17 protein-coding genes are annotated in these 20,107 nt (G+C 64.4%); 8 read left to right on the plus strand and 9 right to left on the minus strand.

The annotated features are described in order from the left end of the window. Positions 1-198 precede the first annotated feature (198 nt). From motA to ACVOMB_RS09555, 4 genes are all read left to right on the plus strand, one after another. The gene (gene motA, locus ACVOMB_RS09540) at positions 199-1,053 is read left to right on the plus strand and encodes a flagellar motor stator protein MotA (protein ID WP_481530952.1); all 855 of its coding nucleotides are present in this window, start codon (positions 199-201) and stop codon (positions 1,051-1,053) included. Between the two features lie 10 nt (positions 1,054-1,063). After that, positions 1,064-2,017 carry a flagellar motor protein MotB gene (gene motB / locus ACVOMB_RS09545; RefSeq protein WP_481530953.1) on the plus strand — a complete coding sequence of 318 codons (954 nt, stop codon included), beginning with the start codon at positions 1,064-1,066 and terminating at the stop codon, positions 2,015-2,017. Positions 2,018-2,084: 67 nt separating this feature from the next. Next, the gene (locus ACVOMB_RS09550; protein WP_481530954.1) at positions 2,085-2,564 is read left to right on the plus strand and encodes a hypothetical protein; all 480 of its coding nucleotides are present in this window, start codon (positions 2,085-2,087) and stop codon (positions 2,562-2,564) included. Between the two features lie 14 nt (positions 2,565-2,578). Continuing rightward, positions 2,579-2,854, plus strand: coding sequence for a DUF4031 domain-containing protein (locus ACVOMB_RS09555; RefSeq protein WP_481530955.1), 276 nt, complete (start codon positions 2,579-2,581; stop codon positions 2,852-2,854). Between the two features lie 117 nt (positions 2,855-2,971). On the opposite strand, the gene ACVOMB_RS09560 is transcribed toward ACVOMB_RS09555, so the two are convergent. Beyond that, positions 2,972-3,514 (minus strand): DUF6630 family protein, encoded by a 543-nt coding sequence (locus tag ACVOMB_RS09560; protein WP_481530956.1) that lies wholly within the window; start codon positions 3,512-3,514, stop codon positions 2,972-2,974. A 141-nt stretch (positions 3,515-3,655) separates the two neighbouring features. Here ACVOMB_RS09560 and ACVOMB_RS09565 point away from each other — a divergent pair, with 141 nt between their 5' ends. Beyond that, complete coding sequence (locus tag ACVOMB_RS09565) at positions 3,656-3,904, plus strand: DUF3297 family protein (protein WP_481517905.1); 249 nt, start codon at positions 3,656-3,658, stop codon at positions 3,902-3,904. A 174-nt stretch (positions 3,905-4,078) separates the two neighbouring features. Here ACVOMB_RS09565 and ACVOMB_RS09570 read toward each other — a convergent pair whose 3' ends face one another. Both ACVOMB_RS09570 and ACVOMB_RS09575 read right to left on the minus strand, forming a co-directional pair. Next, positions 4,079-5,725 carry a Na+/H+ antiporter gene (locus ACVOMB_RS09570; RefSeq protein WP_481530957.1) on the minus strand — a complete coding sequence of 549 codons (1,647 nt, stop codon included), beginning with the start codon at positions 5,723-5,725 and terminating at the stop codon, positions 4,079-4,081. Between the two features lie 191 nt (positions 5,726-5,916). Continuing rightward, positions 5,917-6,714: a DODA-type extradiol aromatic ring-opening family dioxygenase gene (locus tag ACVOMB_RS09575; protein WP_481530958.1), complete on the minus strand. Its 798-nt coding sequence runs from the start codon at positions 6,712-6,714 to the stop codon at positions 5,917-5,919. Between the two features lie 98 nt (positions 6,715-6,812). Here ACVOMB_RS09575 and ACVOMB_RS09580 point away from each other — a divergent pair, with 98 nt between their 5' ends. Beyond that, on the plus strand, positions 6,813-7,712 hold the full coding sequence (locus tag ACVOMB_RS09580; protein ID WP_481530959.1) for a LysR family transcriptional regulator: 900 nt from the start codon (positions 6,813-6,815) through the stop codon (positions 7,710-7,712). Here ACVOMB_RS09580 and ACVOMB_RS09585 read toward each other — a convergent pair. Next, on the minus strand, positions 7,704-10,616 hold the full coding sequence (locus ACVOMB_RS09585) for a bifunctional diguanylate cyclase/phosphodiesterase (protein WP_481530993.1): 2,913 nt from the start codon (positions 10,614-10,616) through the stop codon (positions 7,704-7,706). The two genes, ACVOMB_RS09580 and ACVOMB_RS09585, sit on opposite strands and share 9 nt — an antisense overlap. A gap of 354 nt (positions 10,617-10,970) precedes the next feature. Here ACVOMB_RS09585 and ACVOMB_RS09590 point away from each other — a divergent pair, with 354 nt between their 5' ends. After that, positions 10,971-13,076, plus strand: coding sequence for a M13 family metallopeptidase (locus ACVOMB_RS09590; protein ID WP_481530960.1), 2,106 nt, complete (start codon positions 10,971-10,973; stop codon positions 13,074-13,076). Between the two features lie 431 nt (positions 13,077-13,507). Here the strand turns inward: ACVOMB_RS09590 and ACVOMB_RS09595 are convergent, their stop codons facing one another. Next, positions 13,508-14,434 carry an oxygenase MpaB family protein gene (locus ACVOMB_RS09595; protein WP_481530961.1) on the minus strand — a complete coding sequence of 309 codons (927 nt, stop codon included), beginning with the start codon at positions 14,432-14,434 and terminating at the stop codon, positions 13,508-13,510. A 331-nt stretch (positions 14,435-14,765) separates the two neighbouring features. Here ACVOMB_RS09595 and ACVOMB_RS09600 point away from each other — a divergent pair, with 331 nt between their 5' ends. Beyond that, positions 14,766-15,368 (plus strand): hypothetical protein, encoded by a 603-nt coding sequence (locus tag ACVOMB_RS09600; protein ID WP_481518011.1) that lies wholly within the window; start codon positions 14,766-14,768, stop codon positions 15,366-15,368. A gap of 48 nt (positions 15,369-15,416) precedes the next feature. Here the strand turns inward: ACVOMB_RS09600 and ACVOMB_RS09605 are convergent, their stop codons facing one another. The 4 genes from ACVOMB_RS09605 to ACVOMB_RS09620 all read right to left on the minus strand — a co-directional run bounded on the left by ACVOMB_RS09605 (position 15,417) and on the right by ACVOMB_RS09620 (position 20,062). After that, positions 15,417-15,746, minus strand: coding sequence for a hypothetical protein (locus ACVOMB_RS09605; RefSeq protein ID WP_481530962.1), 330 nt, complete (start codon positions 15,744-15,746; stop codon positions 15,417-15,419). Between the two features lie 28 nt (positions 15,747-15,774). Then, positions 15,775-16,548, minus strand: a complete 774-nt coding sequence (locus ACVOMB_RS09610; RefSeq protein WP_481530963.1) for a LytR/AlgR family response regulator transcription factor — start codon at positions 16,546-16,548, stop codon at positions 15,775-15,777. Next, a complete protein-coding gene (locus ACVOMB_RS09615) occupies positions 16,538-17,851 on the minus strand; it encodes a histidine kinase (protein ID WP_481530964.1) in 1,314 nt (437 codons plus the stop codon). Before ACVOMB_RS09615 ends, ACVOMB_RS09610 begins: the two co-directional genes overlap by 11 nt. A 237-nt stretch (positions 17,852-18,088) precedes the next feature. Beyond that, the gene (locus tag ACVOMB_RS09620; RefSeq protein ID WP_481530965.1) at positions 18,089-20,062 is read right to left on the minus strand and encodes a hypothetical protein; all 1,974 of its coding nucleotides are present in this window, start codon (positions 20,060-20,062) and stop codon (positions 18,089-18,091) included. Positions 20,063-20,107 lie beyond the last annotated feature (45 nt).

A 20,107-nucleotide genomic window follows, 5' to 3' on the forward strand; every position in this document is an offset into this window, starting at 1 on the left:
CGCCGCCCCCCCCCCGGGGGCCGCCCCGCCCCGGGCCGCGGCCCCCGCCCCGCGCCCGCCCCCCCCCCCCCCCCCCCCCCCCACTACAGGGCTTGCTGCACCCAGCCGAGCATGGCTCGGCACTACATGAGCCGCCCGGCGCTACAGATTTTCCGCTGACGGCCGACAACGGGATATCCCCATCCCTTGTCTGCCCCCATGCTCATCATCGTTGGCCTGCTCGTTGTCATCTTCGCTGTCCTGGGCGGCTACGTCGGTGCGCATGGTCGCCTGGGCGCACTGTGGCAGCCTTACGAGCTGGTGATCATCGGTGGCGCCTCGTTCGGCGCGTTCCTGATCGCCACCCCGCTCAAGACCGTCAAGCAGACCTTGCGGGCCACGCTCAGCGTGTTCAAGGGCCCGCAGTACAAGCAGCAGGACTACCTGGACGTGCTCAGCCTGCTCTACGAACTGCTCAACAAGGCGCGCCGCGAAGGCTTCATGGCGCTGGAAGAACACGTCGAGAACCCGCAGGACAGCGCGGTGTTCGCCAATTACCCCAAGGTGCTGGCCGACCACCACCTGCTGGACTTCATCACCGACTGCCTGCGGCTGATGATCGGCTCCAACATCGAGCCGCATGAGCTGGAACCGCTGCTGGAGCTGGAGCTGGAAAAGCACCACCACGAGGCGATGGAACCAGCCCACGTGCTCAATAAAGTCGCCGATGGCCTGCCCGGCTTCGGCATCGTCGCCGCGGTGCTGGGCATCGTCATCACCATGGGCTCGATCGGCGGCGACATCAAGGAAGTGGGCGCCCACGTGGCCGGTGCGCTGGTCGGCACCTTCCTCGGCATCCTGCTGGGTTATGGCTTCGTCGGCCCGCTGGCCGCGGCACTGGAAGCCCGCGCCGAACAGGACGCACGCATCTACGAATCAGTGAAGACCGCGCTGCTGGCCTGCCTGCGTGGCTACAACCCGAAGATCGCGCTGGAATTCGCCCGCAAGACCGTGCCCTCGGCACTGCGCCCGGGCTTCAGCGAGTTCGAGCAGCACCTGAAGTCGGTCAAGTAAGGCCCGCGCCATGACCGAGACCAAACCCACGGTGATCGTGCGCCGGGTGAAGAAAGTCCAGGGCGGCGGCCACCACGGCGGCTCATGGAAGGTGGCCTACGCCGACTTCGTCACCGCGATGATGGCTTTCTTCATGGTGCTGTGGCTGATGGCCGCCACCACCAAGCCAGAGCGCGCGGCGATTTCCGAGTACTTCCGCAACCCCAGCCCGCTGGCCGGCAGCAGTAGTACGCCGGCGCCGGGCATGGCCGGGCCTGGCGGTGCCAGTACCTCGATGATCAAGCTGGGCGGCGCTACCGATGTGTCGCGCGGCAACAGCAATGATCCCTTCCAGAACAAGCAGGAAGCGGTGCCCACGCCGGTGCAGGAGCGCGAACGCGACAAGCGGCGGCTGGAAGCACTGAAGCAAGAACTGCAGGAAGCGATCAGCAAGAGCCAGGCGCTGGAGCCGTTCAAGGACCAGCTGCTGCTCGACATCACCCCTGAAGGCCTGCGCATCCAGATCGTGGACAAGCAGAACCGGCCGATGTTCGACCTCGGCAGCGCGCGGCTGATGCCGTATACGCAGACGATCCTGGTGGAGCTGTCGCGCTACATCAACCAGGTGCCCAACCACATCAGCCTCACCGGCCATACCGACACCACCGCCTATTCCACCCAGGTGGGCTACGGCAACTGGGAACTGAGCGCGGACCGTGCCAACGCCGCGCGGCGTGCGCTGCTGGAAGGCGGCATGGACCCGGCCAAGGTGGCGCGGGTGGTCGGATTGGCGTCTTCGGTACTGTTCGACAAGAGCAACCCGCAGAACCCGATCAACCGCCGCATCAGCATCGTGGTGATGAGCCAGGAAGCCGAAGCAGCGGCCCTTAACCAGGCCGACAGCCTGCCGGTGCCGGTAGCCACCATCGTCCCGGCGGCCGCTGCAGCGGCGCCGGCTGACAGCGTCAGCGACGGCCCCGGCTGAGCCCTGTTCCGGCAGCAGGGGCCCGCTGCGCCTACAATGGGCATCGTTTTCCTATCAGCCGAACATCATGTCCAAGCTCTCCAAAGCCAAGCGCGACAAGCGCAAGAAGCAGGCCCCGCGCCGCCCGTTCTCCCGCCTGAACGCCCAGCAGCCGGTGCAGAACCACGCCGTGCTGGTCAACGAAGAAGGCCAGGTCGTGGCCGCCATCGGCCTGCAGGGCACCGAGTGGCTGCTGGCCATCGGCGGCCAGACCATGGGCAATGCCGACAACCCGGTGCCGATGCTGGCCATGCTCAAGCACCTGGCCAATGTGCAGGAGAAGGAAGGCCGCAAGGTCACCCTGGAGTACTCCGCAGCGCTGCAGCAGATGATCGACGACCTGGCCGCCGACGAAGGCAAGACCGCCGACGATTACCTGGCTGGTCTGGTGTCCGAGTTTGAAGGCATCGAAGGCGAAGACGCTGCTGAAGAAGCTGCCGAAGTGGCTGATGATGTCGTCGCTATCGCCGAAGAAGTACCGGCTGACGACGACAAGTCCAAGGCCTGAGTCCAAGGCCGAACGTGACGGTCTATATCGACGATGCGGTACATCCCTGGCGCGGTGAGCGTTGGGCGCATCTGATGGCCGACACCTTGCCCGAGCTGCATGCGCTGGCGCAGCAGCTCGGGATTCCGCGCAGAGCCTTCCAGAACCGCCCCAGCGGCGTGCACTACGACGTGCCGGCGCCATTGCGTGAGCAGGCGCTTGTGCTGGGAGCACAGGCGATATCGCGGCATACCGATCGCGCGCAGATGCGGCGGGTGATTGCCAATGCGCGGGCGTTGTATCAGCCCTGACCAGCGGTTTGTAGGAGCGGCGTAAGCCGCGAAGCACGTATTCCGCCAGATCACGGACATGCAGATCGCTTCCCTGATGCCAGCTTCGCGGCTTACGCCGCTCCTACAAAAACCCGCTTAGAACGGGTCGCTGCCCGGGCGGACTTCCACACCCAGCAACGAGCACAGTGCCAGCATCGCTTCGTCGTCGCGGCTCAATGCCACCCAGCCGGCGTAGGCGTCGCCACCGGTATTCCAGTTCCACACGGTGTAGCCGTGCTCGCGCAGGCGGTCATGGGCGGTGGTCATCAGCATGGGCACATCGAGGTCGTCGGTGAAGTCTTCATCATCGAAGTCGCCGCCCCAGGCGATGTTCAGATTCCAGCGCGCGGCCATTTCGTCCAGCGCGGCAACGAAGGAATCGGTGTCCTTCCAGTCCACATAGAAACCTGAACGCCAGTCGATGGCGTCCTTCAGGTCCCACAGCCATTGCTCGTCGCTCGGGTCTTCTTCGTTGCCCGCACGCGCTTCGCGCCAGGCATCGAACTGCTGCAGTGCCGCGTCTTCATCGCCGGGATTGATCAGCCACAGCAGGTTCCAGACCCGCGCCGGATGGTCGTCTTCGTCAAAATCCGGGCGCAGTTCGTCGGAGTCTTCGTAATCGGCGCTGTTGTCAGGCATGGGGCGGTTTCCACTACGTAATGGCGCGCATTTTGCCGCTCCCGGGCCGCCAACGGAAGTCATCAAAAACCGAAGCGAGGGCCGCAGCGGTTATCCTGTGCGGCAGAAGTCGGCCACGGTGGCCTGCACCCAAGAATCACGATGAGCGATACCCCTCCCGATCATTTGGCGATCAACCCGCAGAGTCCGTTCCACAATGCTGAAGCCCTGCAGCGTGGTGTTGGCGTCCGTTTCAACGGCATCGAGCGCGATGACGTGGAAGAGTATTCCGTGCAGGAAGGCTGGATCCGCGTACAGGCCGGCAAGGCCCGCGACCGCCGCGGCAACCCGATGACGCTGAAGATCAAGGGTACGGTTGAGCCGTATTTTCTTGAGTTGAAGAACGCTTAAAAGCTTAAAGGCTGCATTTTTAGCCAGGAGCCTGCCCTCACCCCAACCCCTCTCCCGCAGGCGGGAGAGGGGCTCGGATTGCGAGGGGCTCGTAGTGCACTAGCCCCTCTCCCGCCTGCGGGAGAGGGGTTGGGGTGAGGGGAAGCTTCTAGCTAAAGAAGCCCAAAACCACCCTCAATCCCTCTGCCGGGTCTCCAGCAGATCCAGATTACGGATCAGCTTGCGCGCGATCTCATCAGACACCTGTCCGCGCCGGGTCAGCCGGAACAGCTCCTCGCGCTCGGCATTCAAGCCGGCCGTACGCAGACTACGATAGGCCTGTTCCATGCGCCGCACTTTCTCCGGGTCTTCATCCGGGCCCTGACCCTTTTCCAGATTGCGCTGGTACAGCAGGCTCACCCGTGCCGCAGCATCGTTGAGCAGCTGCACGGCGCCAGTTGATTGGCCCTCGACCAAGCCCTGACGCGCCTTCTCAACCGCCGCCAAGGCCGCCTTGGACGAGGCCCTGCGGGCCAGATCTTCCTCGCGCCGGCTGTCGTCGTCCTTGGGCAGCTCCAGTCCCTTGAGCAGGCGCGGCAGCAACAGGCTGGCGCCAACCAGCGACACCAGGATCACCGCAGCAGCCAGGAAGATCACCAGATCACGCGCCGGGAACGGCTCGCCGCCGGGCACCATCAACGGCAGCGTCAGCACACCGGCCAAGGTGATCGCGCCACGCACGCCGGCCACCGACATCGCCAGCACTACCCGCCATGAGGTACTGGTCGTTTCTTTTTCGCCACGCATCCGCGCCCGCAGCAGGTTCCAGCGCAGCGACAGCCATACCCAGACCAGTCGCAGTACCACCAGCACCGCATTGATCGCCAGCACATAGACCAGCAGCCACCACGCGCTGTGATGGCCAGTGGAGGACATCGTCTCGATCGCGCGTTCAACAATGCCCGGCAGCTGCTCGCCGAGCAGCACGAAGATGATGCCGTTGAAGCTGAACTGCACCATGTTCCAGACCGCATTGCGCTGCACGCGCATGCTGCCACTGATGCGGCCGGTCAACTCCACATAGCTCATGGTGACGCCAGCGGCAACCGCGGCGAGGATGCCGGATGCATGCAGTTCTTCGGCCAGCAGGTAGGCGGCGAACGGAATCAGCAGGTTGACCAGCAGCGCCGCGCCCGGTTCTTCGCCAAAGCTGCGCCACAACCAACGCTGGAAGGTCGACACCCCCAAGGTCACCGCCACGCCAATCGCCAGCCCGGCCAAGGCCACCCACAGGAAGGTCAGCGAGGCCTGCGCCAGCGAGAACGAGCCGGTCATCACCGCTGCCACCGCGAAGCGGAAACAGACCAGACCGGAGGCGTCGTTCAACAGCGACTCGCCCTCCAGGATGTGCATCAGCCGCTTGGGAATCGGCACGCGTGAGGCAATCGCACTGACCGCCACCGGATCGGTCGGCGAGATGATCGCCGCCAACGCAAACGCCACTGCCAACGGCATCGATGGAATCATCCAGTGGATCAACAGGCCGGCACCGAGCACGGTGAACACCACCAGCCCGAACGCCAGTTCCAGGATCGCGCCCTTGTCGCGGAACAGGCCCTGTTTGGGAATGCGCCAACCATCCAGGAACAGCAGCGGCGGCAGGAACAGCAGGAAGAACATGTCCGGCTCAAGCGCATGGCCGCGATTGAACACGCCTGCAATCAGCGCGCCCAAGCCGATCTGCACCAAGGGCAATGGCAATGAGAAGGGGAGGATTCTTACCAGATAGCCGCTGGCGACTACCGCCACCAGCATCGCCAGAACTACTTCAATCGTGTGCATGCCCGTTCCACGGATTCACTACCACGACAGCAGGCTGCCGACACTGGCAGTGGCGGATGAATACCGGGAAATTACCACAGCAACCAGCCGATGCTGTCGTCGATGTGTTCGATGATCGCTCGCAATCGCATCACGCCAGGGCGAACCGGCTTGGCGTGCATCGCTTCACGCCAAGCTATCACCTGCAAACCTCATTGCGCCTCGCCATCGAAGCGATAGATGTCCATCGCCAGAAACCCCATGTCGATACCGGCATCAATCCGCTGCGCACCAAGTTCATCACTGCCGGCCGCACCCATCGCGAAGTACAGCGGCAAAAAATGCTCGTCGGTGGGATGCGCTTGGGCCGCGAATGGCGCCTGCTGGCGGTAGCCGAACATCGCAGGCAGGTCATTGGCCTCCAGCTTCTGCTCCACCCACTGGATGAACGGGCGCACATATGGCGCCTCCTTGCCCTCGTGGTATTTGCGCCAGTCATGCAGATTGTGGGTAATGCTGCCCGAGCCGATCAGCAGCACGCCCTGCTCGCGCAGCGGTGCCAGCGCACGGCCCATCGCAAACTGGTGCTTCGGGCCGAGCCCCGGTTGGATCGACACCTGCAGCACCGGGATGTCGGCCTCCGGATACAGGTAGCGCAACGGCATCCAGGCGCCGTGATCGAGTCCGCGTTGCGGGTCGATGCCAGGTTGCAGGCCGGCATCGGCCAGCCGCTGGGCCACGTCCCGGGCCAGCGCCGGTGCACCGGGTGCCGGGTACTGCAGCTTGTACAGCGCCTCGGGGAAACCACCAAAATCATGGATTGTCTCCGGCTGGGCCGCCGCCGATACCTGCGGTGCATGCCCCAGCCAATGCGCCGAGGCCATGACGATGGCGCGCGGCCGTTGTATCCCGGCAGCCACTTCAGCCAGCCGCGGCCCAACCACCCCCGGCTCCAGGGCGGTCATCGGTGAACCATGCGAGATGTAGAGGGAAGGCAGCGAACTGCGCATCGTGGGCTCCCTGAAGGATTCGGAGAGTGCAGGTTATTGCCCGGAGCCCCAGCAATAAATAATCTCAGCGGTAACGTTTTATTGCGGAAACGGAAACAATGGACACCATCGATGCCATGCGGGTGTTTGTCGCGGTGGTTGAGCGCAATGGCTTCAGCGCCGCCGCTGATGCGCTGGACATCTCCACCGCCGCTGTCACCCGTCAGATCGCCGCGCTGGAGAAGCGCCTGTCCACCCGCCTGCTCAATCGCACCACGCGCAGGGTCAGCCCGACCAGCACCGGTGCGGCCTACTACCAGCGCTGCGTGCAGCTGCTGACCGAGTTCGACGAGCTGGAGGCCTCGGTCGGTGCCCAAGCGCTGCAGCCGTCCGGACGGCTGCGTATCAATGCGCCCGTCAGTTACGGCATCGCCCGGCTGGGTGCATTGCTGCCTGCATACAGCGCGCGCTATCCACAGGTGGAGCTTGACCTGCAATTATCCGACCGCCTGGTCGACATGGTCGAGGAAGGTTATGACCTTGCCATCCGCATCACCCGCCAGCCAGCGCCAAATCTGATCGCGCGGCATCTGGCGCGAGTCCGCATCCATCTGTGCGCGGCGCCGTCGTATCTGGCCCGATACGGCACGCCGCTCACCCCGGAGGATCTGGCGGGGCACCAGTGCCTGTACTACACCTACTCCACCGCAAACGATGCCTGGCAGTTGACCGGGCCGCAGGGCGAAGTCAGCGTCCCGCTACAGCCCCACATGCGCGCCAACAATGGCGATGTGCTGCGCGAAGCCGCCATCGCCGGCATGGGCATCATCGCCCAGCCGGATTTCATCGTCGACCAGGCGCTGGCCGACGGCCGTCTGGTACCGGTACTGACGCAATGGGAAATGCCTGCCAGCATCTATGCGGTCTACACCAGCCGCAGCCACCTGGCGCCCAAGGTGCGCAGCTTCATCGACTACCTGGTCGAATGCCTGGACGAGGACGCCGACCGCTCAGCTTGAGCGGCTGTCTTCCAGCATCGTCAGCACCTGCTCCAGCGGCATCGGCCGGCCCAGCAGGTAACCCTGCACCTGGTCGCAGCCATGTGCGGCCAGCCAGCGCCGCTGGCCCTCGGTCTCCACGCCCTCGGCGATCACCGACAAGCCCATGCTGTGGCCCAACGACAACAACGCACGGCAGATGGCGGCGTTGCGCGGATTGGTTTCGACGTCGCTGACAAAACCGCGGTCGATCTTCAGCGAATCCAGCGGCAGATGCTGCAGGTAGGACATGCTGGAGAAACCGGTACCAAAATCATCCAGTGCCACGCCCACGCCATTGGCATGCAGATGGCCAAGGGTCTGCAACGCCTGGGTGGGATTGCGCATCAGCACGCTCTCGGTGAGCTCCATCTGCAGCGCACCGCGGGCCAGGCCATGGTCCTGCATGGCACGGCTGAACTCGCCTACCAGGTCGCTGTTGAACAGCTGCACGGCCGAGACATTCACCGCGATCGGCAGATGCTGCCAACCAGCGGCAGACAATTGTTTCTGCGCACGCGCGGCGGCGTGGATCACCCAGCGGCCGAGCGCGATGATCAAACCGGTGTCTTCGCACAACTGGATGAAGTCACCCGGCGCGATGAAGCTGCCATCGGCCTGCGGCCAACGCAACAAGGCCTCCAGCGCCACCGGGCTGCCCTCGGAGGCATCCATGATGGGCTGGAAGTGCAGCAGGAATTCACCGCGGTCGATGGCCATATGGATGCGCCCGGCCAACTGCAGCCGCTCGGTGTAATGCGCCGCCATACCACTGTGGAAGTGCAACAGCGCCACACCAGTCTCGCGCGCGGCATGCGCCGCCTGGGCGGCGCGGCCCAGCACCTGCTCGGCCAGTTCGCCATCCTGCGGACAGCTGGCCACACCGATGCGTGCTTCCAGCTGGTGATAGGTATCGCGACCACGGATGGGCTCTGCCACCGCCGCCAGCAAGGCATTGAGTGCCATCTGCGGATCGCCCTCGCCTTCTATCGCCAGCACGAAGTCCTCGGCCGGCTGGTGCGCCAGCAGGCCATAGCGGGCGGCAAGGCCACCCAGCCGCACCGACACCGCGCGCAGCGCCTCTTCACCGGCATCGCGGCCGAGGGTATCGGTGATCATCTGCAGGCCACGCAGCTGCACGTGGGCAATGGTGTAGCCCAGACTGCCGGCATCCAGCCGCTCGGACAGCGCGCGCACGGTCAGCAGGCCAGTGCCGGCATGGTGACTGGCGCGGTAGGCCAGTTCGTTCTCGTAACGCAGGCGTTGGCTGACATCTTCGGCCAGCACCAGGCAAGCATTGCGGCCGGCGAATTCCAGCTTGGCGAAATGCCCCTGCACATGGAAGGCGCTGCCATCCTTGCGCAGATGGGTGCTGACCTGCAGCCCCAGCAGATCACCACTCAAGGCACGGCCGGCGGTCTGGCGGATTTCATCCCACTCCGCTGCAGGGCGGATGTCGAGGATGGACATCGCCAGGAACTCATCGCGGCTATAACCGTACTGATCGATCGCGGCCTGGTTCACCTCCAGGAAGCGCAGGGTAATCAGATCGAAGATCCAGAACGGCGCCGGGTTGCGATCGAACACCAGCCGGAACTGGCGCTGCGCCTCCTGCGCCCGCGCCTCGGTGTTGACCCGCTCGCTGATATCGACCACCGCACCGGCCAGACGCTTGCCGTCACCCGCATCGTCGACCAGCTCACCGCGCGCGGACAGCCAGCGCAACGAACCATCACCGCTGCGCAACCGGAACATCGCATTCAAGGCGCCCTTGCCAGCCAGCGCGCGCACCAGCATGTCCTTCAACCAGGCGCGGTCTTCCTCGTGCACCCGCGCCAGAAATCCTTCCAGCGAGGTGCTGCGCCCAGCCACGGACAGCATCTGCTGGGTCAGCGCCGACCAATACACGATTGGTCGTTCGCCATGGATGGACCAGGTGCCGACCTTGCCGACTTCATGTGCCAATGCCAGTTCGGCATTGCCGGCCTGCAACTCTTCGCTGAGCTGCTGCTGGTGACGGGTACTGCGGTCAACCCGATACAGCAGGTAGGCAAAGCCAGCCAGATACAACAGATAGATACCGATGGAGGCATACAGCAGCAGATACCAGCCGGCCATCACCTCGCGGTAGGACAGTGAGGCGTACAGGCTCAAGGGGAAATCTGTTGGCACGCTGACCGCTGCGATGCGGCGCTGACCATCAAAAGGACTGGTCACCACACCGCGTTTCAACACCGTCGGTGATGGCTGCAGAACCTTCATCGGCCGCGCCAACGGGTTGCCAACCAAGTGTTCGGGGTCACGGCTATGGGCCAGCAACTGCCCGTAACGGTTGCCAATGGAGGCGGTGCCATCGCGGCCCAGATCCAGGCCGCTGACCACTTCCTGGAACGCTCCCAGCCGCACCCGTGTCAACAACCACTGGCCCGGCTGCACCTGCAGAGCTGCGCGCAGCACCCAATGTTTGTCGGGCGCCTGCTCCAGCGCACCGACATAGAGGCCACCATTGAGCAGGCGGTTCTCCGGAACCACCCAACTCTGCAACGTGAGGTCGCCTACCCCTGCCGACAGTGGCACGCCACGGTCATCCACCAAGGTGATGGAGGCAAGGTCCTGGTTACGCTCCAGCACACCGCGCAGGCTAGCCTCAAACAAAGCAGGCGCCTGATCAGGCACCTGTCGATAGAACTCCCTGGTGTCACTGGCGGTGCCGCGCAACGCGCGTTCCCAAGTGACCAACTGCGCGCGCAACAGACGGCTGCTGCCGCTGGCCAGCGCGGCCGACTGCCGCTGCGCTGCCTCAAGCCGGCTGTTGCGGTCGTTCCACAGCATGCTGATCATGCCGCCCGCCAACAGCAAACCCACCGCCACGCCGGCAATGATCATGACCCGCAATGGATGAGCCGGCGTCCGAGTCACCGGTGGGTCCAACGTATCAGTAGGCGGAAAGCTGGCATTGCGTATGTTGGTCCTGGCATCACTACAACTAGGAACCGGCAGGTGGGGACCTGCAACGGTCGCATGCGAACACCACATACTCCACCCTGCCAATGTCTCCCCAGACACCATCTGCAGCGCGTTCGCTCAAGCATGCAGCACAATCACCGTCGGCGTGAAGAGTGCGTGACCAATTTTCTCGCATTCCCCGCACTTGTGCACATCCGTCAAGTGCCAGAATCAATATCTTTGTGAACGGGGTTCGAGGTCTAGACTTGTCATACACATCCTCTGGATATCGTCATGGCTTTGCAACGTTCCTTCCTGGTACTGGCAATCGGCACCGCACTCGCTCTCAGCGGCTGTGCAAAAGATGCCAGCGCACCCGCCGCTGATACCAACGCAACACCCGCAGCGGCCACCGCCGCCGCCAAACCGCAGCTGGGCAGCTTTGGCTTTGATGCCGACGGCATGGACCGCAGCGTCGCCGCGGGCGACAACTTCTACGATTTCGCCAATGGGCAATGGGTGCAGCGCACCGAGATACCGGCTGATCGCTCCAGTTATGGCAGTTTCAATGTGATCGCAGAGAAAACATTGGCCGACACCCGCGCCATCATGGAAGAAGCCGGTAAAGCCAACCCCGGCGAAGTCCGCAAGATCGGTGATTATTACGCCGCATTCATGGACGAAGCGGGCATCGAAGCGCGTGGCAACGCGCCGGTGCAGCCGGCGCTGCAAGCCATTGCCGGCATTGCCGACAAGCCCGCCTTGGCCAAGGCACTGGGTGCCAGCATGCGCGCCGACGTGGACCTGCTCAACGCCACCAATTTCTACACCCCGCACCTGTTCGGCGTGTGGGTGTCGGTGGATCTGCTGCAGCCCGATCGCAACGCGCCCTACCTGGTGCAGGGCGGCCTGGGCATGCCGGACCGCGACTTCTACCTGCAGGACGGCCGCATGGCCGAGCTGCGCAAGGCCTATGAAGGCTATGTGGCCAAGCTGCTGGAGTTGTCCGGCGACAAGGATGCGGCTGCCAAGGCGGCACGCATCGTCGCGCTGGAAACCAAGATCGCCCGCGCCCACGCCACCCAGGAAGAAACCAACGACGTGCAGAAGGGCGCAAATGCCTGGAAGCAGGCCGACCTCGCCGGCAAGGCACCGGGCATGGATTGGAAGGCGTTCCTGGAAGGCGCCAACCTGGGTGCACAGCAGGACTTCATCGTCTGGCAGCCCAAGGCTGTAGCCGGTCTGTCCAAGCTGGTCGCCAGCGAACCGCTGGATGTATGGAAGGACTACATGGCCTTCCACGCACTGGATGAGGCAGCGGCGTATCTGCCCAAGGCCTTCGCCGACGCTCACTTCGCCTTCCACGGCACTGCGATGAGCGGCACCCCGCAGCAGAGCGATCGCTGGAAGCGTGCGGTGGCCGAGACCAACACCGCCGTTGGCGAGGCGGTTGGCAAGATCTACGTCGAGCGCCACTTCGATGCCAACACCAAGGCACGCGCCGATGAGATGGCCAAGAACATCATCGCTGCCTTCGCCAAGCGCATCGACGCGCTGGAATGGATGTCGCCGGAAACCAAGGCGCACGCCAAGGCCAAGGTTGCCGGGCTCAAGGTGGACATGGGCTACCCGAGCGAGTGGCGCGACTACAGTGCGCTGGAAGTGAAGGCGGACGATGCACTGGGCAACGCCCAGCGCGCTTCGCTGTTCGAATACCAGCGCAATATCGCCAAACTCGGCAAGCCGGTCGACCACAGCGAATGGGCGATGCTGCCGCAGACCATCAATGCGATGAACGTGCCGCTGGAAAACCGCCTGGTGTTCCCGGCCGCGATCCTGCAGCCGCCGTTCTTCGACGGTGCCGCTGATGATGCGATCAACTACGGCGCCATCGGTGCGGTCATCGGTCATGAAATCAGCCACGGCTTCGACAATGCCGGCGCGCTGTTCGATGAAACCGGCAAGCTGCACAACTGGTGGACGGCGGATGACCTGAAGAAGTTCAACGCTGCCGGTGATGCGCTGGCCATGCAGTTCGACAGCTACGAGCCGTTCCCGGGCGTGCACGTCAACGGTCGTCTGACCCTGGGCGAAAACATCGCCGACGTTGCCGGCCTCGGCACCGCCTATGACGCCTATCGCCTGTCACTGCAGGGCAAACAGGAGCAGACGCTGGAAGGCTTCACCCCGGACCAGCGCTTCTTCCTCGGTTTCGCCCAGGCATGGCGCAGCAAGGCACGCGAGCAGGCGCTGCGCAATTCGCTGTTGACCAACGTGCATGCACCGGGCCAGTTCCGTGCGTTGACCGTACGCAACCTGGATGCGTGGTATCCAGCGTTCGAGGTGAAGGAAGGGCAGAAGCTGTATCTGGCACCTGAGAAGCGGGTGAAGGTCTGGTAATCGGCCATGCGCTCCCTCCCTTTGGCCGAAGGCCAAGGGGAGGGTTGGCTGTGCTGCTGTCGGTAGTGGGGGGGGGGGCGGGGGGGGGGGGGGGGGGGGCGGGGGCGCGGCCCCGCGGGGGGGGGGGGGGGGGGGGGGGGGGGCGCCGCGCGGGGGGGGGGGGGGGGGGGGGGGTGGTGGGGGGGGGGGGCGGGGGCTGGCCCGGGGGGCGGCCCCGCCCCCCCCCCCCCCCCCCCCCCCCCCCCCCCCCCCCCCCCCCCCACTACAGCTTGAGCCCCTCTCCCGTTCACGGGGTGAGAGGGGCAGGGTGCGAACCACAGGTTCGCTGCCCATCGAACGCCCTTGCGCCAGCGCAAGGGCCGGGGCGCGGAGCGGGGGTTGGGGTGAGGGCGGCCTTTTGCTGGTAAAGCCCTGCCGAGCATGGCTCGGCACTACGTCAACTCAGGCCACGCTGAAAGCACCGCTGGGTCCTGCCCTACCCGCTTGCAGGCGCGGGTCGAAATGCCATCGTTCAAGGCAATCCGGAACAGCGGCGCCACGCTGCGCAGCACCCGCGCCGCCACCACCGACTGCAACTGCTGGCCGCGACTACGGCCGAGCAACTGCACCGCCCACTCCGGCAACAAGGCCGCGCCCGCAGCCAGAAACACATCGCGCGACACGCCCGGTAGTGGCACCGGCAAGCGCACCTCGCTCAGCACCTCCAACACCTCACGCGAGCGCTCATCCATGCTCAGCTGCGATTGCTGCGCCTGGAAGTACTCACGCACCTGCGCTTCGCTGGCCGGCACATCGCGCGCACCCAAGGCCTCGGCCACGCGCCGGTATTCGTCGTAGTAGCGATCAGCAATGGCGGCAGGAACCTCACGGCAATAGCGCCGGCAACCTTCCAGAAATCCGTACGCTTCGGTGACGTGCACCCAGGTCAGCAGCTGCGGATCATCGGCGGCATACGCGCGGCCGTCCGACAGCGTGCCCACCACCTGCGCATGAATGCGCCGCACCTTGGCGATCAGCTTGTCGGCCTCGGCCGCTGGCGCGTAACTGGTGCCGGCCACAAAACTGGTGGTGCGACGCAGCCGCCCAACCAGATCCTCGCGGAAGTTGGAGTGGTCATAGACCCCGGCCAGTGCACGCGGGTGCAGCAGCTGCAGCATCAGCGCGCACAGCCCGCCGGCCAACATACCGGGGAACTCGGAATGAATGCGCCAGGTGACGCTACCCGGCCCAAACCAGCCCGGATCGCCCAGCGGCGTGTCGTATTCAACGCCATTCTGGTTACGTGGAAAGGCATCCAGCACCCAGCGACGGATATGGGCGGTGGCGGCGGCAGAGACAGGACTGAACAGGGATGACATGGCGCCTATCGTACCGGTCCAGCTGCGCAGCTGGCTGACTTGAGCTGTCGATCCGGCACCCGTACAGCCGCCGTCAAGGCCCGCCGCCAGCTGCGGATACTGCATGTGCGGATGCAGCAAAGAATTCAAGGAAAACTGAAACGTCCATTGGCTTGGACGATGACGCACCGCAAAATTTCCATGCTGTCACGGCGTCACGGCAAACACCGCTGGTCAGTTCTTCGCACTGCCCCCATTGCCAAGCACGACGAAAGTGCTAGAACTGAGCCTGCCTGACCGCTTCAACCTGCATCCGTCGCTCGTTCCAGCAAGTATCTGCAAGGAGCTCACCATGATCGCACTGTTCAAAGGTTTGGGATTGTTGTTGCAAGACAACGAGCTGTACAACAGCCCGTTCGAAAAACAGGTTGATCATTGGAAGAATCTGAGCGATCAGCAGATACGTGAGGAAGTGTCGGTGCTGGCCAAGGCCAAGTGTCAGTGGCTGATGGCTTCGATCGTGCTGTGGCAGGCATCGTCACTGCTGATTCTTGGCTTGATCACCAACTACCTGTGGCGCGATGACTTCCATATCACCTTCACCCGCGTGGTGATCGTGCTCGGCTCGTGGGTGTCGATCCTGTTCGTGATCTGGTTCATGGCCAACATGTTCGACCATACCGCCGGTTTCGAGCGCTGGATGAAGGCCTTCAACAGCCGTGCCCGGATCAGCTCCGACGCCGACAGCGTGGATGAAGTGGCCGAGGCACTGGAAATGGCCAAGCACTATCCGGAAGTTCTGGATTACAAGCAGGCCGTCACCAGCACCCGCGAGCTGCGCCATGAGGACGTGCGCATCATGCGCGAACTGGGGCGCATGCGGCAGCATTCGGAACTGGTCGGAAAACTCAATCACATCGGTGACGATGGCTTACGACTACAGCCCGCGTTCTGAGCCAGTCGCACTCTCGGAAAACCCATCGCCGCGCTCGTCGCGGCGATTTTATTTCTGCAGGGTTACCTGCTGGGAATACCCGCTGGGCAAGCCGCTCAGCTGGCGGGTGGTGCCGACCACGACAACAAAATCGCCCAGGCTTTCGCGACGGCACAGTTGAGCATCGCCAGCACCACTGCAGTGCTCGCGGTACAACAGGTAATTGCAGCGACCCGTATCACTCTGCAGGCACTGGAAGCGGCTGACGCCGTTGGCCACGGTGGTGCGGCTGAGCAGGCTCTGTTCACCGCTGATGCGGGTTACCGAGGTCTGCCCGGGGGTTTCATGGATGCCCAGCATCGACAGCAGGCTGCCGATCAAAACTGTCAGGTAATGCATGGCAATACTCCGGCAAGCGGGGGCGGCATCACATGCCGCGGAACAGACTCATGAAGGATTGGCTGACCACCAGCGTTTCACTGCGCTGTTTCAGCCGTAATACGCCGCGGCCGCTGTCATCGCGGCTCACTGCTGCAACCGCCTTCATGTTGACGATGGTGGCGCGGTGGATCTGGCGGAAGCTGTTGGCATCCAGGGCAGCCGTCAGTTCGCGCAGCGAGCTGCGCAGCAGCAGTTCTTCCTCGGCAGTAACCACCACGGTGTATTTGCTGTCGGCGCGGAAATACAGCACTTCGTCCAGCATCACCAGGCGGGTTTCGCGCCCGTTGCTGGCGGTGATCCACGCCAACGGCGGTGCAGCCAGCGCTGCGGCAGGCTGCCTTGCCAACTGCTGCAGCAGCCGCTCCAGTACACCCGGGTCCGCATTGCCGTTCTGCCTGCGCGCCAACATGCGCTGACGGGTTGCCAGCAGGCGCTCATCGCTGACCGGCTTGAGCAGGTAGTCAACCGCGCCCTGCTCGAACGCGCTGATCGCGTACTGATCGTAGGCGGTGACGAACACCACTTCGGTCTGCGGGCTCAGCTGCTGCAGCGCGCGGGCTACATCCAGTCCAGTGATGCCGGGCATGCGGATGTCGAGGAAGGCCAGATCGGGCTTATGCGTTTCCAGTGCTTCCAATGCGGCAGCACCGTCTTCGCACTCGGCGACGATGTCGAGCTCGGGCCACAAGCGCTGCAACTGGGCCAACAGCGCCTGCCGCAGCAGCGGTTCGTCTTCGGCGATGAGTGCTTCAAGATGCACGTGGCAACTCCGGTATGCTCACTGTTGGCCGTACAGGTGCGCTATTAGCCATCGACGGCGGTGAAGCGACGCGCTTGGGCAGGCTGATGGTCGCGGCCATGCCGCTGGGGAAGTTGGAAACCAGCGCAAGCGTGGCCTGTTCGCCGCAGCTCAGGCGCAGGCGTTCACGCAGGTTCTTCAGGCCGATGCCGGTACCGCTGTTGTCGGTGCTGATGCCCTGGCCGTCGTCGGCGACGGTGATCGTCAGCTGACCATCCAGCTCGCGCGCCAGTATCCACACCGTGCCGCCGCCGCTCTTGGGCTCCAGGCCATGCTTGATCGCGTTCTCGACCAGGGTCTGCAGCGACATCGACGGCAGGCTGACGCCATACAAGGACTCGGGCACATCGATCTGCAGGTTGAGTCGCGAGCCCATGCGGATCTTCAGGATTTCCAGATAGGCCTGCACGCGTTCCAGTTCCTGGCCGAGCGTGGACACCGATTGGTCGATGCCCGGCAGTGAGCTGCGCAGGTACTGGATCAGGTGCCCAAGCATCTGCTCGGCACGGGCCGGATCACTGCGGGTCAGGACCTGCGCATTGGCCAGCGTGTTGTAAAGGAAGTGCGGCTCCACCTGTGCATGCAACAGGTTCAAACGGGCCACACTGAGTTCCTTTTCAGCCTCGGTGCGTGCAGCGTGCGCGCGTTCTTCGCGGCGCTGCTGGGCGACCTCGCCGCTCAAGGCGTGGGTAATGGCTTCGGCGTTTTCGTAGTTGCTGCCTTCATCGAGCAGCCACAGGTCGACCCAGGCGCCGGCATCGGGTTCGAAGAACAGGGTGACACTGCTGGTATCCGCGCCGGGAATCACGCGGGCGGTGATCTGGTTGTGCTTGATTGCCAGCCGCGCCATCGGATTCCAACGCGACGGCGGACGCTCACCATAAGGATCAGCGCGGCGCTGGGTGGCACGCAGCTGCAAGGTGCCGATTGAACGCTCCAGGCGTTCGATGCGCGGCATCTGTCCGATTACCTGTTCCAGCAGAGCGAACGCAGTGGGCGCATCCAGCGGCAGCTCGACCTGGCGGCGATGCCGATTGGCCAGCGACTGTGCATCGAGGCGATCGGCGATCAGGGTGACCCGGCGGATATGGCCGACCACCGCGGTCAGCGCGAACACCGCCAAGGCCATCGCGGCGAGGCCGAAGATCCAACCCGGCGACCGGTCCATGCCGCTGAACAGCCCACTCCACAGGAACGCGGCGACGAGAATCGTCAGCGCCCAGGCGGCGAGGATGCGGAAACCGAGAAAGAGGCTGGCGAACATGAGGCAATCACCGTAGGGATTGGGGTCGAGCATAGGCCCCGCCCCTCAGGCTGCAAGCAACCTGCGACGAAACCCGGAAAAGGGCGACCAAGCCCGGTTTGGCGGGGATGGAAAAGCCAAGACGTTGTAGGAGCGGCGTAAGCCGCGAAGCTGGCACCAATGAGCACCCGGACAAACCCGCAATCAGATGATTCACCTGCTTCGCGGCTTACGCCGCTCCTACAAACCCCACCTGCATCACCGGGACCGCCACTCTACCGGCAACGCCCAACGCACCACGCCGTCGCCGCACAGGCCAAACAGCGCATCGCCCTGCGGCGCCCAGTGCAACTGGCGCAGATCCCAGCAGGCCGAGCGGCTGGGATTCAACGACAGCGACTGCCCCGACTCAAGATTCCACACCGCCAGCACCGGGGTGCCGCCATCGTTGCCGCCCAAGGCCAACAGGCGCCCGTCAGCCGAGGCCGTTGCCGCATTCAATGAATTCAGGCCCGGCAATGCCAATGAATGCCGCAGCTTGCCGCTGGCCAGATCCATCACATGCATGCCCGGATCTCGCCGCTCACCGTCCATCAGCACGAAGCCCACCGCGACCCAAGCACCCTTGGCTGAGCCCAGCGGCGCCGGCACCCACTGCGCCATGCCGGTGTCGTCATTGCCATCGGCCTTGCCAAAACGGCGCGGCAAGCTCAGTACGCGGCTGACCCGACCGGTCGAGGCGTCCAGCTCGGTCAAGCCCGCCGGGTCCTCGATCCAGAAGCCCTGCCCCGGTCCGTCCCAGCGCACCGGCTTGACCAACGAGTTGCCGGGATAGCTGCCAACCACGCCCTGTCGTGTCGCGTCGAAGCGCTGCGCATAGACCCAGGGCTCGCCGTCGGCCGATGGCGTCGCCTGCGGCTGTAACACGCGCAGTACATCGCGAATCACGCCACCGCCATCCAAGGCATGGTCGTACGGCACAGGCCTGCCCTGCGCATCCTGCATCCACTTCCAGCCGCCGCTGATCGGCTGACGCACACCGGCTGCCCAGCGCAGCGGATGCGCCAGCGCACGTTGCTGATCCAGGCTGAAGCTGACGACCTGCTGTTGCACCGCAAGCCAGGCATTGCGGCCCTGCGCATCCACGCTCAAGCCAGCGCGGCCGACATCCGCGCTGGCCTGCCAAACCCGTTGCGGCTTATCGCCCATGTCCGGCGCCCAGCGCCACAAGGCCTCCGGGTAGCTGCTGAGCAACAGCACACTGCCATCGGCCAGCGGCCGCATGTCGTAATAGTCACCACTGCCGAAGGCCAGCAGACGTTGCGCGCCCGCCGCATCCTTGGTGTTTCCAGGCGCGGTCAAGCTCGGCTCCACGATGCGGTTGTCGGCCGCTGCTGCGGGCTGCCAATCACTGGCGTTCACGCCTATCTGCAAGGCAGCAGCGGGCAGCTTGCGCACGGCATCGTAGACCGGATTGAAAAGCGCCTCCGGCACGCGACGGCGGCTCAAGCGTGGCGACGGGCCGCCGCCCATTACATTGAACTCGCGCAGCTGGTCGACGATGCCACCATTCGGATTGGGCCAGTCATCGGTGCGGCTCAGGGTGATGACCGTGGCCGGTTTGCCCAGTGCTTCGTCGACCTGCATGACCCGCACTTCGATTGTGCTTTTGGCGCGACCGAGTACACCGTGTTTCTGTTCGGCGCTGGCCTGCCAGCTGGCGAAGCTGCCTTGCAGTTCGACCAGTTTGTCACTCATTGCATCGACCGTTGGGTCGCGCTGCAGGCGCTGCTCGCGTAGCGGCAGTTCTTCGGCCAACAATGCGCCCTGTTCCACCGCCGTACGCAATGCGGGCATGCGGTAGCGACGGATGAACTCGGCCTTCAGTTCAGGACGGCGCGCGATCAGTACATTGCCCCAGCCGTGATCCATATACGCCACGCGGGTACGTTGCACCGGTGCGTTGAACTTGCCCACCGGTGCCAGGCTGGCTTGTACCACCGGCAGCACTTGATCGAACGGCAATGCCACCAGCAACTCGACCTGCTGCAGCGGGCGCTGGTTCTTTGCCAGCAGCGGCGCCTGCAGGGCCGAAGGCAGGCCTTTCTCTGCTTCCTGCTGGACTGTGGGCAGCAGCTGCCAGTTTGCCGGCAAGGGCGCAGCGGAGGCCAACAACGAAGAGGTGATGCCGACCAGGCACAGGATCGCGCGGCAGGCGCTGGTGTTTGTCATGGGTCTTCCTTGGTGGTGCTGTTGCGGGATTCTGGAGGCGCCATA

Source organism: Stenotrophomonas sp. STEN018 (genome assembly GCF_056760235.1).